Origin of the sequence: Dyella telluris (assembly GCF_014297575.1) — a bacterium.
GTDB lineage: Bacteria > Pseudomonadota > Gammaproteobacteria > Xanthomonadales > Rhodanobacteraceae > Dyella > Dyella telluris.
The window spans coordinates 4,667,433-4,681,534 of record NZ_CP060412.1 but is presented as its reverse complement, the minus strand read 5'-3'; the positions used below and the strand labels follow the sequence as shown (position 1 = coordinate 4,681,534).

Below are 14,102 nucleotides of genomic sequence, written 5' to 3'. Positions count from 1 at the left end.
GTATTCAGCCGCGGACGTAAGCGCGTCGCGCCGGCACGAAGAGGGTCACGATCGTCCCTCGCGGCGCCTTGCGGGCAACGCTACATTCGCCGCCGATAACCCTCAGCCGCTCCTGCATGCCACGAAGACCCCAGTGCCCTGGGATGCCGCCATTCTGGAGCACTTGTGGATCAATCCCCTTCCCGTCATCGGCAACCTGCACACGAATGCCCGTCCTGTCAGAACGTATGTCCACATGGATATGTTTTGCAGAAGCGTGGCGGAAAGCGTTGATGAGCGCCTCGCGACCGCTTGCGTAAAGCTCGTCGATCACCGTCGGATTGAATGCCTTCATGCGACCGATTGAAGTCACGCTGAAAATAGGCGATTGCTCGGTCTCGAACTCCCGCGCCACTTCATCGAAGGCGCCCGGAAGATCCTGTTTGCTGGTGGCCTTTGCCCTTAACTCATACACTCGGTTCCGACCTTCAGCCAAGGCCGCTCCGGCAAGGCCAATGGCGTTGACAATCTGGTCCTTGGAATCGCCTGCCGGCATTCTTTCGCTGACCGCGCTCACCTTGAGCACCAAGCCATGTACGGTCTGAAGATAGGTGTCGTGCAGTTCGCGGGCTATCCGGTCGCGTTCGGCATGGCGTACTTCCAGTCCGTAACGAAGCCGCCGTGTAAGCCGCTGCAGGTGATAGCGGTAGGCAAGCAACAAAAACACCAGTCCCACAACGAAGCAAACGATCCGAAACCCCATCGTTTGATAGAACGCAGGTGCGATCGTGATGTCGACATGAGCTGTGGAGAGGCTCCAGACATTGTCATCGTTGCTCGCTTCGACCATGAAGCGATAAGTGCCTGGACCGAGATTGGTGTAAAACGCCTGCCTCCGGTATCCAGCATCTTGCCAATGCCTGTCCACACCGGACAGGCGATAGCGGAACCGGGAGTGGCTGGCGTCACCTTGCCCGATGGCGGTGTAATCGAGCTCGATATTGCTCGTTGCCGGCGGAAGCGTAGGGATGGCAGTTACTTGGTAGGCCTTGTCACCCGCGATCAGTGAACGAATCACCACCGTCGGCTCGTGACTGGGCAAGACCTTCGTCGGGTCAATCCATGCCAGACCGGCATCACCCGCAAACCACAAACGCCCATCCGTGCCCTCGATGAGGGCCGGAACTGGAAAAGTGTTTTGGGCCGGCCCAGGCGGCCCACTTTCGGAACCAAGAACACGCAGTGCCACGTCGTGGCCCGGGTCCTTCAACACGCGCGCTACTTCGCCGGCGTTAATCCGCACGGGGCCCTTTTTTCCATTGAGCCACACCGCTCCATCCTTCAGGCGCACCATGCCGTTGATATTGGTCAGTGCCATGGGGTCAAGCGAACTGAGCCGATGGAAGCGATGGCCATCAAATACGGCGACACCATCCGCCCCGCCCACCATGGGCTGGCCGTCGGGAATGATGTCGGTGACATTGGTGATGTCCATCCCGACACTGGAGTCAAAGCGCGTGAGCTTCTTTCCATCAATCACAAACACGTCGTGAGGGTAGGCCAGCCACAGGCGCCCGTGCGCGTCGGTAACAGCGCGCCTGTTGTCCTTGTCCGGAAGCTGGTCGAAGCCACCCTTGATGACCCAGTGATCACCATCCAGCCGCGCTATGGCATGGTGGTGAATGGAAACCCAAAGTTTGTGCTGGCCGTCCCTGGCAATGGTGACCACGTCCTCGTCCTGGTTTCCCGCGGGAGGCAATGGAGTCAGGGGCTCGAACTTGCCATCGGCGAAGCGAAGCAACTGCCCGCCCCCCGTGCCCAGCAGTACGCTGCCGTCGATATCCCTCAAGGCGGCGGTGGTGTCGTAGGCGTAGCCATCTGCCGGCGTTATCGTGGACGCCGCATGCCACCAGCGATAGACGTTTCTGGATTGGGCGACGCCAAACCAGATCGATCCGTCCTGATCCGGCAGCATGGTGTAGGCAAAGTCACCGCTTGGCAGCTTCAAGGCGGTGGCGACATTCGGACGAAATTGCTCCAGGCCGGAGCGCGTCTGGATCCAGATATTGTGTTGACGATCCTCTAGAAATTCGCCGCTAAGGGAGGGAGACACCTTCGGCCATGCGGCCGCATCGATACTTGTGCCGTTGCCAATCGATGATCCAAGCGCATCCAATGTCTTCCGGTCCGCTAATGCCGACCGGCGCACGCCATCCCCCGGCATCGCCAGCCAGAAGCCGCCTGCTGAATCTCTCATCGCGCGAAAACGCGACGTCTGATAGGCGGGCACCTCTGTTTTTCCATAGGATGCGATGACTATGCTGAGCACCACACTTCCATAGGAACGCAAGGTGCCGTCGTTGTGTCCAAGGTCAAGGTGCCGGTCAAGCCAAGGGGCACTGAATGTACTTTTGGTGAAGCTCGCTTTCCCGTTGGCCAGTGTAAAGACACCCTGGTCCGTCAGCATCCACAGCGTGCCTTCCGTGTCCATCTGCATGGCGTAGATGCGATTCGAGGTAAGCCCGGATTCCTTGCCGATTGGCCTCCATTGGTCACCGTTGGCCTTGTAGGCTCCGTTATTGCCGTACGCCCATATGTCACCATGCTTATCCTCCAGCAACGATTGGGGCATCGTCAGGCCGCTGCTGTTCATCACGCGCGGATGCCTAAAATCTCCGGTCGGGAGTACGAGGGTTCGACCGGAGCCGTACGCCACCCACAAGTCCCCGGATCGGGTTGCCAGAACGCATTCCGGGTCCGAGGAATCCGCGCCGGGAACGTCGACGATTTCCGGCGTCATGCCATCAAAGCGATAGAGATGGCCTTTCTCCGGAAGCCATATCCAGCCATCGGGCGTCTGAGCCATCCCATAGATGTGATATAGCGCACCGTTGCTGTCGGAAAGGACCGTGCGGGTAAAGTTGGCAGGATGGTCGTCGCCATCCTGGGCGAGAAGCTCACGACAGGCAGTCGCCACGAAAAGAAAGGCAGCCAGCATTACGAAGCGCCTGACGAAGATCAGGGAGCTTGGTCGTGACCAGCGCTGTTTCACTAGGACCTCCTTCGAGCGGCCATCTGGCGCTTCACGGCAGTGCCTGAAAAGAATGAACTACATCGGGCCTGCGCGCGACCGAAAGACATCGCAAGGGCTGCGATCAACGCTGCTCTCGCGCCCGGTGGCGCAAGCAATAGCATAGATGCCCAGACGATTCCCTTGGAATATTTCCAACGCTTGGCATTCGTTGGTCCGCCAGTGCCAGGCCGGCCTCGGCGGTCGTTCTAGCGTTGCATGGGAGTCGGCACGCGTGACCTATGATCGACTTGGCTGTTTCGAGCAGGCCCAAGTGCTGCCGACGACCATTTCTGCGTCACCCGGCTACCACATGTCTATAGAGCGTTGGCCTTCGTTGAATGGCCAGGCAATCCATCAAGGTTACATGCGCTCGGTCCGCTCGCGCCTGCTGGAAGGTTCCCACCTGACACGCTCCTTGCCGTGGTCACATGGGCAGCAGGAATGCCAATACTGTCACCTTCAATAGGAACGTGCATCGCCCGCTTGCTGAAATCAGGCTCACGCGAACGCGAATTGAGCTGGCGTGACGCAAGGCCTTGAGCAGAATCTCGCGGCAGTTCCTCGCGATTTCTTCTCGAACCCCTTCGCCCGGGGGCGATGTCATCGGCCGCGTCGTGACGAAATGCCGGCGCGCCGAAGCGTGCCGCGAGCGATGCCGCCAAGCTGTGTTCCAACAGGACGCCCCCGCTACGGGTCGATGAACCCGCGGCGTGCAGCGATGGTAACCGCGTGAGTGCGGTCGGACGCCCCCAGCTTCATCAAGATGCTCTTCATATGGCTCTTGACAGTGTCTTCGGAGATGAAGAGGGACTCGGCGATGAGCCGGTTGGACATGCCCTCCTTGACCAGCCGCAGCACGCTCAGTTCACGCACGGTCAATACGGCGGCACCGTGATAAGCCTCCAGTTCGCTGCTGATTTCCGTGGCTATCACCTGCCTGCCGGCCGCTGCCTCGCGAATGGCTCCGATGATCTCGTTTCGGCCCGCTGACTTGAGCAGGTACGACGTGGCGCCTAGCGTCAGCGCCTGCGTCACCCGGGCATCCCCGGGATATATGGTAAACACGATGACTGACGCGCCGGGCCACCGTTTGCGGATAACCGTCAACGCCTGAAGGCCGTCAATATTGGGCATCTGCAGGTCCAGCAGGGTGACATCCGGGCTCAGCGTTGCAAACAACTCAATGGCCTGCGCGCCATCGATGGCTTCGCCGATCACGCACATGTCATTCTCAAGCTCGATCGTCGAACGCAGTCCGTCCCGCATCATGGGATGGTCGTCGACGATCAAGACCCGGACCGGGCAGTCACTGTCCAAGATTATCCGTCCTGAAGAACTGGTTCGATGCGCTTCGTGACCGCGGCTTGCCGAAGGTGTATTTGGCGATTTCCGTACCCCATAGGGCAATCACCCTTTCGGGTGGAATTGCCCTGCCGAGAGTCTATCGTTCCATCCTGTTTATGGGCCATCGTTCCGCCCCACGCATCATGTCAATGTTCGCCTTCCGTAACGCGATCGGCCCTATATGGCACTGCGCGGCGCGGCCCCATGGACGTCCATGCCGGCAAGCGGAGCCCGGATGCATTCGACTGAACCGTCCGCGAGCGCTCGCAGGCAGCGAGCCCACTCGATCTGCACAAACGGACAAAAGCCGCGGCGACGGCCGACTGCCCCGCGGCCTTGATGTGGCCGACGTTGTGAGGCACTGCTTCAAACGGACTGATGTCGCGCAGATCACCCTTTGGAGTGAAATTCGCTTACCCCGGCGCTTCTCAAGGCAAAAAGCCACTTTCGGGTGATTCAGTCTTGACCGTCGTTGGCATGACTATCGCGAAGCGCCGTATCGCACCGCCGCATGAACGGCGTTGGCAAAGCGGCGCCCGGCCCCGTGCCGGTGGTCAATGATGGCCGCGCCCTCGCGCTGTGGGACGACGCCAGACGGAGCGGCCCCGATTTTGGGGTAAGCATGAACGCACCAGTAGGTACGACGGGCAGATATCCCGCGGGATCTCGATTGCTGAACGATGCCAACCTCCCCCACTTCCGGGCAGAGCACTGGTCGATTGCGGCCGGGAATCTCGAATCAGCGACCTTCGACAGCAACGTCGTGGCCCTGGTCACCTCCGGGCGGTCCAGGGTATCGAGGCGTGCCAACGGGGCGACGTATTCGGACTATGTCCAGCCGGGCACCGCAAGCGTCTCTCCCTTGGGCCTCAAGGAGGATGGTGGTGCTATCGCCAATGCCATCGATGTCTTGTTGATCTATCTGCCCCGACAGCTGGTCGAGGAAGAGGTACTGATCAACTGTGGGTTGGACCCGTCCGGTATCGAACTGGCTCATATCAACAGCCTGGCCGACCCGACGCTGCACCGGATCGGCATGGCCATGCTGGGCGCGATGCAGCGGGGTCCCGATCCTTCGCATCGCCTATTTCTCGATGGCATGCACTCGGCACTGGCCGGCCATCTCTTGGGCAATTACACAGTGGAGCGCTGGCGCCCTCAAACGAACACCCCGGACCTGGATCCGCGACGACTCAAGCGCGTTCTCGACCTGATCGAGTTACGCTTTGCCGAAACCCTTTCGCTTAGTGAACTCGCGGCGCAGGCATGCCTCAGCGAATTTCACTTCTCGCGGCTATTTCGCGCCGCCACCGGACTGTCGCCGTACCGCTATGTAACCCACCGGCGCGTGGAGGCAGCGGAGCAATTGCTTGCGAATACGCAAGCTCCGCAGCTGGAGATTGCCCTGGAAACAGGCTTTGGCTCGCAGGCCAATTTCATTCGGGTCTTTCGCAAGCTGACTGGCATGACACCCGGCCAGTTCCGGGCGCAGCGACGCGATGTGAAAACCGGGTCCTAGACCCCTGCCAATCCGGTAGTGCCCGTCCGGGTGCGAATCATCGACGCCGGGCACCCATCGCCGACATTCCCAGCCGATCGCCGTTGCGACGGTACGAGCCACCTGACGCCCGGACGCGGTCATGAGTGCACACCCCTGCGCCCTGGTTTTTTCAAGGACGATGAGTGGCGGCGATCCCGGCAGTCATACAAGTCGATTACTGATATCGGGCTACCGCGCGCTGACACACTTCGATGAATGCCGTCCGTGCGTTGGGAGTACCACATTTACACCAATGTTCGACGCACCTGGGGAGCGATATACAGTCATGCGCCCGCCTAAGCCGTGGCCAGCTGCGGGTTCTTTCTCAAGGTGAGCGCAAAGGCCATCAAGCCGGCGGCGGTAAGGGCGAGGCCCGCCCACGCCGCCGATAGCAACCCGTGGCCGGCTTCGATGGCGCGCGCGCCGGACCACGCGCCAATGGCGTTGGCCACATTGAGCGAGGCCAGATTCATGGCCCCCATCAACGTAGGCGCCTCTGGCGCAAACTGAGTCAACCGCACCTGGATGGTGGGTATGGCCATCATCATGGTGGCACCGACGCCAATGAGGGTAAGCATGAGCACAAGCGCATGCTCACCAGACAGTGCCAGCACGGCCAGCACGGCCAGAGCACCGGCAAACCCCCACACCAACCCGCGCGCGGCATGCATATCAGCGAGATGACCACCCACCAGGTTGCCCACGGTCATGCCAATGCCGAACAACGCAAGCGCAATGGGAATCCAGCGGCGATCGAGTAGCGCAACATCCGTCACGAAGGGACCAATGAACGTATACACGGCAAAAATGCTCGCAATACCCAGCGCCGCTACCAGCATCATGCCCCACACGCTGCCCTTGCGCAGGGATGCCAACTCCTGGATGAGCGGCCCACCCCGGAGCGCATCGGAGCGTGGCGTCCATGCCCAAAGTGCCAGAAAGGCCACGAAGGCCAGCAGGGCCACGGCAACATACGTGTTACGCCAGCCCAGGTTCTGCCCAAGAAACGTCGCCAGGGGCGACCCCACAATGGTGGCGACAGTCAGGCCAGTCATCACCAGGGCAAACGCCTTGCCGCCGGCACCCTGCCCGACCATGCTCGACGCCACCACCGCGCCTGCGCCAAAGTACGCGCCCTGCGGCAAACCACTGATGAAGCGCGCGACAGCGAGCATCTCCAGGTTCCGAGCTACAGATGACAGCGCATTGCCCGCGATGAACAGCGCCATGAGACACAGCAGTAGCGTGCGCCTATTGAGCCTCGCGGCGGTCAGCGTGACGACCGGCGCTCCGATGACGACGCCCAAGGCGTAAGCCGTAATGGCTTCCGTGGCCGAGCTGATGCTGAGATGCATGTCAGCTGCGAACAGCTGGAGGATTCCCATGCTGGCAAACTCGGACGTGCCAATGCAAAAACTGCCGAGGGCCAAGGCAAAGAGAGCCTTCGTGCGTTCCCGCTCTCGATCAGCTTCGAAACAGTGGGCTGTTACACATTCGCATTGATGTTCAAAGGCCTTCTCATACATGCGCATCGCTCCGTTTGCTGCCTGCCTGTCTGGCGATCAGCTCAGACCGTCATGTGATTTTGGCTGCGCATGAGCTTCGACACAGGTTAAACGTGGTGAAATCACATGTGGCTGTGATGCCCACAGGCATGCGCGTGGACGACCCTTGCTCCTTCTTTACCCGCCTGCTCGCTGGCATCAGCCTCGCACGCCAACTAGGCGCTGAAGCGGCGTATCTGACGCAACTGCTGCAGGCGGTCGTCGCCCTTGCGCAGACCGATCATCTGCTGAATAGCCACCAGGAGATGGTGTCTTGGCGCAACTGGATCGGCTTCTGCTGCATCGGATCGCGAGACCAGCCCGTTGCACTAGGTGGTGTAGGGTGGGAAATCGACGTACCCCTTGGCGCCACCGCCGTAGTAGGTGTCCGTCGGGGCATCGACGCATTGATAGTCGTGCTGCAGGCGCGATACGAGATCCGGATTGCCGATAAACGGACGACCAAAAGCAATGATATCCGCATGTCCGCTCTCGATGGCCCGCGACGCCAGTTCGCGGTTGTAGCTGTTGTTGGCCATGTAAGTTCCACCAAAAGCCGCATGCAACGCCTTGAAATCGAACGCATCGGAGGCGTTCTCCCCGCGTGTCTGCCCTTCGACGCAATGAAGGTAGGCTAGCTTCATTTTGCCGAGCTGTTCCGCCAGGTAGCCGTAGGTTGACTGCGGGTCGCTGTCGAGCGGCGTATCACCCACGGCATGAGTGATCGGCGAAAGTCGAATACCGACGCGATCACTTTCCCAGGCTTCGCAGATGGCGTTGGCAACCTCCACAACCAGTCGTGTGCGGTTCTGCACCGAACCACCATAGGCATCGGTACGCTGGTTGGTGCTGTCGCGGATGAATTGCTCAAGCAGGTAACAATTGGCAGAGTGGATTTCGACGCCGTCAAAGCCGGCGTCCTTGGCGAGCTGGCCCGCATGCCGGTAATCCTGGATGATGCCCGGGATTTCGTCGATACGCAGTGCCCTTGGCATGGAAGGCCTCGCGGGCCCCGATTCGGTGAAAATTTCGTCACCACCCTGAATCGCCGAAGGCGCCACCGGACTGCCGCCACCTGCTTGCAGACTGGTGTGGGACATGCGCCCGACGTGCCAAAGCTGCACCACGATGCGTCCGCCAGCGTCATGCACCGCCCTGGTCACGGGCGCCCATGCCTCGACCTGGGCGCCGGTGTAGATACCAGGCGTGTAAGCGTACCCGCGTGCCTGCTGCGAGATATTCGTGGCCTCGGTGACAATCAGTCCGGCGGAGGCGCGCTGCCGGTAGTACTCGATGGCCAGCGGAGACTGCACGCCATCCATGCCCGACCTTGAGCGCGTGAGCGGAGCCATGGCGATGCGGTTGGCAACGTCGATGGCACCGACTTTTCCTTTGGAAAACAAGGTTGTCTTGCTCATGATCACAACTCCGAAGGATGATGGGGCATGGACGAACCATGTGTTAGCAAGTTTTTACAGGTGGGCTGCCAGCAACCGCCGGCCCCAGAAGACCGCGATGTGGTCTAGGTGACATCGACTGCCTGAACCACCATCGTAGTAAAGGCGGACACGTCGGCGATACGCGACATCAGCGATGCCGCGTGCGCCGAGCACTGGTGCGCCGCCTTGGCTTCGTCGTCCAGGTACAGCTCGTCGAGCAGGAACACGTTGGGGTCTGCAGGGTCCTGCCAGACGTTGTAGTGGAAATTCCCCGGCTCAGAGCGTCCCATCTTCGCCACGCAGCGCAATAGCCTCTCCAACTCTTTCCGCTTGCCTGGTTTGGCCGCCAGGATGCTAATGATCTTCACGCTGGTGTCCTCAGGCCTCATGTTTCAACTCTCGTCGCTGGCAACGCCAACCCGGTCCTGCCGGCAATAGTCGGCGTAGCGCGCCTGATAGAGGCCACTTTCATGCTCGTCCTCGAGCCGCTTGAGCGCGTAGCAACGCGTGGTCTCCAGCAGGCGATAGACCGCGGGGCGAGAACTTGTTTCAGCCATCACAAGTGACTTTGCAACCAGGTTGGCCAACAAGCCCGCAGTGGCTACGGCATCCACACCCTGCCCGCCCGCGATACTCTCTGCTGCGGCAAGCGTGAATGTCCATGGAAACACCGACAGGCGACCTAACAACGCCTGCTCCGGCGGGCTGAGGAATTGGTAGCTCCAGTCTGTGATGGCCTCAAGGGTCTGGTGACGCCCCGGTGCCGTGCGCCACCCCTGGTTCAGCAGCTCCAAGCCGTCATCAAGAATCCGCTCCAGTTCATGGATACCGAAGGCATCAACTCGACCGGCTGCCAGTTCAATGGCCAGCGGCAAACCATCCAGGCGTCGGCAGATACGCGAAATGGCTTGTGCTTCGCTGTCGCGCAGAGGAAGGTCCAGACGCGCAGCCCGCGCCCGCACCACAAAAAGCTCTGCAGCAGGATGACGCAAGATATCCGCCAGCGTGAAATCCCCGCCAGCGCTGGGTAGCGACAACGGTCGCATGCGTAGCACGTGCTCGCCACGAACCAACAACGGCTCGCGACTGGTGACCAGCACCATGACGCCGGCAGCCAGAGCGACGACTTTTTCCACGAACGAGGCGACTGTGTGCAGTAGCCCCTCGCACCCATCCAGCACCAGCAGCATGGACCGGTCGCGAATCTGGTTCAAGAGCGACAATCGGGCGTGGACAGGGTGCAGCAGAAGTCCGGCCGACTGCACAATGGCACTTATGGCAAGTCGCTCGTCGGTGATGGAAGACAGATCGACAAATGCCGCGTCCATGCGCTGCCGGCTCGTCAACTCCTCGGATATCGCGCGCGCCACCACCGTTTTGCCGACGCCGCCCGGGCCGACCAGCGAAATCAGTCTTTTGGATGGCAGCTGGCCAATGACATCTTCAATCAAATCCGCACGACCGATGACGGAGGCGGACGCTGGACGCAACGATTGCGCAGTGCTTGAGGCATCCGTAGGTGTCGTAGTCGTGCCGGCATCGTGGCTGGCGCGACTACACAGCACTGGCGCCACGAATCGGTAGCCGCGCCCTACCACCGTCGCGATATAGTTCTGGTCTTGTAGTCCATCGTGCAACGCGCGCCTCAAGGCAGCGACATGCACCTTGAGATTGCCTTCCTCAACGATGGTGGTTGGCCAGACGCGCGCCATGAGCTCGTCCTTGGACAGTACTTCCCCGGGTCGCTCCACCAGGGCGCTCAGCACGTCCATGGCGCGATTGCCCAGCGCCACCGTCGCTTCGCCACGCAGCAACCTTTGTTGCTCGGGAAGATAGACGAACGGACCAAATTCAAATTTCCGTCCAGTGGATGGCGGACGAGGCATCGACACGTGCGGGTTAACGAGGGGAGTGACGTTGTTTACGGCCCCGGCGCCCTCATCGCGAACGTCCGCAACGCCCTGTTGAATGCGGGATGCCGAGCTAGCCATGGCTGTCCTCTACTATCGATCGACGGGTAACGGTGCGTCGGGAGAAACGACGCCCTGACGGCGAAGCTCATGCCAGAAGTCCGCTGGAATGAGGGTTCTAAGCGCCGCGTGGTCTTCCCGGATGCGCTCAGGTTTGCTGGCGCCTGGAATCACTGCTGCGGACGCCGGATGCGCAAGCGAAAACTGGAGTGCTGCCGCTTTAACGGGCACGCCAAAGCTGGCACATAAGGTGCGGATCGTTTCCACTTTCGCGGCGACGTGCGGCGGCACGGCACCATATTCAAAATGCTCGCCGCCCACCAACACACCCGAGCTATAAGGTCCGCCCACCACGATATCCACGCCTTGTGCAGCAGCGGCAGGCATCAGGCGTTGCAGTGCCAGCTCGTGATCCAGTAACGAATACCGGCCCGCCAGCAGCGTCGCATCCGGTCGTGCTTCGGAAAGATCGAGCAGAATCTCGACAGGCTGGACCTTGTTGACGCCCAATCCCCAGCCCTTGATTACGCCCTCGTCACGCAGCCTACTCAATACCACGAAGGCGCCTTTGCGCGCCTCCTCGAAGCGGGCCAGCCAATCGTCCCCGTAGAAGTCCTGCGCGATATCGTGCACCCACACAAAATCGATGCGATCGAGCCGCAGCCGCTCCAAGCTGTCCTCAATGGACCGTAACGTGCCATCCCCACTGTAATCGTGCACCACTCGGTTTCGACGACCGTACCGGAAGATGTCTCCCTTTTCACCAAATTCGGGAGGGCTGCTCTCTAGTTCATCCAGCACCAATCGACCGACCTTGGTGCTCAGTATGTAGTCGTCCCGCCGATGCTGCGAAAGCATAGCGCCAAGGCGGACCTCCGAAAGGCCTGCGCCGTAGAAAGGCGCCGTATCGTAGAAACGGGTGCCGGCATCCCATGCGGCGTCAAGGGTGGCCTGAGCTTCCTCATCGGAAATGTTCCGGAACATATTTCCAAGCGGAGCAGCGCCAAATCCAAGTGGGCCGCTGACCAGTGCATTGCGTAGCTTCATCACGATCTCCTGTCGTCAAGTATGTGGATGAATGGATGGCTGCCTGGTGCAATCATTCGCCCGGCAATTGAAACGGGAGTTCATGTGCTTCAGCCATGCGCGATGGTGAAGGCCCCCTGCCATGGAGCCAGGCGAAGGGCATGGGTACTTTGGTGAATGAGGCGCTCTCATGCGGAGCCAAAGGCTCGGAAATCAAACTGCCGGTCGTCAATCGCGTGGCATCGGCAAGATGTGCGCGACGCCAACGCGCGGGTGTCGTACCAAGCACAGCCGCGAAACTGCGTGTCAAATGGCTCTGGTCCGAGAAACCCCAGCGCTGGGCAACGTCTGCCGTTGTCAGGCACGTCCCCACCAGATCTCGACAAACCTGCTTCACACGCTGCTGGACAATCCACCGCTGCAAGGTCGTACCTGTGCTCACCAGGAACGCCCGGCGAAAATGCGAAACGGATATTCCGCACATTCGGGCCAGGGTCGCCGCATTGGGCTTGACCCCGAGATGGCCAAGGACCCACTCCTTGACGAGCTTCAGTTGCCAGGGCGCGAGCGCGCCTCCGGCGTCGTTATGTTGCGATGCCATTCCCCCGTACCCACGTAACAGGTGATACTGAATGGCTGTTCCGACAGCGCTGGAAAATACGGGATTATCCTTGCCATCCTCGTTACCGCTGAAGGCGTACTCACACAGTGCATCGATCGCGCTTTCAAGAGCACAATCGGCAGGGTACCGTGTCGGCGCCGAAGAGCCGCCGAACCTAACGCCGCGCTTCAAAGTCAGGCGTTCCAGGGCAATCAAGGTGACCTTCATGGCAATGAACGCTGCATCGTGACTGCCATCAATCACGACGCCCCGCTCGAGACCGAGCAGCCACACGGATCGGTCACCATCGATGCAGACCGTTTTTTCGGCACCCAGCCTAAGCGTCAAGCACCCGTCGTAGGGAATGACCACCAATATGGCCATATCCCCGCGATAGCGCAGAGGATGCCGCGCGAGATCACTCCCGGACATCCTTACAAGTTGAAGGCCCACCCCGCTGTCGATCACACGGTCGCCACGGTGGCTCGGCACGTCATATATCTGGTGCGACCAGTAGGGCATTTGGCAATCATCCATCAGCGCATCTGATTCGCGATCGCGTCGCGTCGTTGCGGAACGCCCGCTACTGCCATCGCAGTGGCAAAGGAGAATGATGATGCATGTATCGTCGCCATGCGCCCGGTGACGATCCGGTAATCGACGCAAAGACACGCGTAAAGTGACTCTGACTTGTGAATCCACACGCGACAGCAATCTGCTGCAGATCCATGGTGCGAACTCGCAGAAAATGTTGCGCTCGATCGACTCGCCTCTCCTGAAGCCACTGGTAAGGAGGCATACCGAAGGTACGCCGAAACGCGCGCGCGAAATACTTCGTGGAAACACAGCACTCGCGCGCCAGATCCGTAATGAAAAGGCGGCTCGCCATATGGGCCTCGATGAACTCGGATGCCCGTCGTATCTGCAAGGATGTCAGACCGCTTTTGAGCGGACGAGGATCGTCACGCGGTCCAGCGTAGGTGCGCACCACGTGCGAGTGCAACGCAAGTGAAACCTGGTCCATGAAAAGTGAATCGACCTCGTCCGTCCTGCAAAAGCTTGGCAAGAGCATCCGCGCCAAACGAAAAAGAATGAGGTCCTTATGGCCCGGCGGCGGGCGCCTCAGGCCTTCGATTACCTTTTCACCCGATGCCAAGGAAAGCGAGTCGATGGCGCTTTTTGACATTTCGAAACGTACCAGGTCGAATGCTGAGTAAAACGTCTTGACCGGGCTGCATTCAAGGCTCAAGAGAACGATGCCGCCCTCCGGCAATCCATCCATTGACACCTTCCTTCCCTGTAGTCGAAGTTCGAGGGATGCAACGGGTTTCATCGCAACCTGGATGGTGTAGGCATCAATGCAAGGCGGTGATTCGACGGTACCGTGATCGATCGACCCGCAACACAATCTCGACGCCAGAATGGGAGACACGCCCGCCACGCCCGATACCAGCGTGGTTGCATCGGGCAAATGAAAGCGCTTCGCGATCTGCTTGGTGTAATACGCCGACTGCATGGCACCTCACAGTTAACACTCCGTCATGGAACGGATTTTCGTCACGTTAAGCGCAAGTTGCCCGCAATGG

At 60.2% G+C, this 14,102-nt stretch carries 10 protein-coding genes; 1 reads left to right on the top strand and 9 read right to left on the bottom strand.

The genetic code is table 11. From position 1 onward, the window contains the following. Positions 1 to 4: 4 nt before the first annotated feature. Both H8F01_RS20390 and H8F01_RS20385 read right to left on the bottom strand, forming a co-directional pair. Positions 5 to 3,031, bottom strand: a complete 3,027-nt coding sequence (locus H8F01_RS20390) for a sensor histidine kinase (RefSeq protein WP_187056828.1) — start codon at positions 3,029 to 3,031, stop codon at positions 5 to 7. A gap of 708 nt (positions 3,032 to 3,739) precedes the next feature. Then, on the bottom strand, positions 3,740 to 4,342 hold the full coding sequence (locus H8F01_RS20385) for a response regulator (protein ID WP_274380571.1): 603 nt from the start codon (positions 4,340 to 4,342) through the stop codon (positions 3,740 to 3,742). Between the two features lie 565 nt (positions 4,343 to 4,907). Between H8F01_RS20385 and H8F01_RS20380 the strand changes: the two genes are divergently transcribed. Beyond that, positions 4,908 to 5,915: a helix-turn-helix domain-containing protein gene (locus H8F01_RS20380; RefSeq protein ID WP_187056827.1), complete on the top strand. Its 1,008-nt coding sequence runs from the start codon at positions 4,908 to 4,910 to the stop codon at positions 5,913 to 5,915. 317 nt (positions 5,916 to 6,232) lie between these two features. On the opposite strand, the gene H8F01_RS20375 is transcribed toward H8F01_RS20380, so the two are convergent. The 7 genes from H8F01_RS20375 to H8F01_RS20345 all read right to left on the bottom strand — a co-directional run bounded on the left by H8F01_RS20375 (position 6,233) and on the right by H8F01_RS20345 (position 14,032). Further along, on the bottom strand, positions 6,233 to 7,462 hold the full coding sequence (locus tag H8F01_RS20375) for an MFS transporter (protein ID WP_187056826.1): 1,230 nt from the start codon (positions 7,460 to 7,462) through the stop codon (positions 6,233 to 6,235). 347 nt (positions 7,463 to 7,809) lie between these two features. Next, positions 7,810 to 8,898, bottom strand: a complete 1,089-nt coding sequence (locus tag H8F01_RS20370) for an alkene reductase (protein ID WP_187056825.1) — start codon at positions 8,896 to 8,898, stop codon at positions 7,810 to 7,812. Positions 8,899 to 9,002: 104 nt separating this feature from the next. After that, positions 9,003 to 9,287, bottom strand: a complete 285-nt coding sequence (locus H8F01_RS20365) for a putative quinol monooxygenase (RefSeq protein WP_187056824.1) — start codon at positions 9,285 to 9,287, stop codon at positions 9,003 to 9,005. A gap of 24 nt (positions 9,288 to 9,311) precedes the next feature. Then, positions 9,312 to 10,910, bottom strand: coding sequence for an ATP-binding protein (locus H8F01_RS20360; protein ID WP_187056823.1), 1,599 nt, complete (start codon positions 10,908 to 10,910; stop codon positions 9,312 to 9,314). A gap of 12 nt (positions 10,911 to 10,922) precedes the next feature. Continuing rightward, positions 10,923 to 11,936, bottom strand: coding sequence for an aldo/keto reductase (locus H8F01_RS20355; protein ID WP_187056822.1), 1,014 nt, complete (start codon positions 11,934 to 11,936; stop codon positions 10,923 to 10,925). A gap of 52 nt (positions 11,937 to 11,988) precedes the next feature. Beyond that, positions 11,989 to 13,038: an AraC family transcriptional regulator gene (locus H8F01_RS20350; RefSeq protein WP_187056821.1), complete on the bottom strand. Its 1,050-nt coding sequence runs from the start codon at positions 13,036 to 13,038 to the stop codon at positions 11,989 to 11,991. 61 nt (positions 13,039 to 13,099) lie between these two features. Beyond that, complete coding sequence (locus H8F01_RS20345) at positions 13,100 to 14,032, bottom strand: helix-turn-helix domain-containing protein (protein WP_187056820.1); 933 nt, start codon at positions 14,030 to 14,032, stop codon at positions 13,100 to 13,102. Between the last annotated feature and the right edge of the window lie 70 nt (positions 14,033 to 14,102).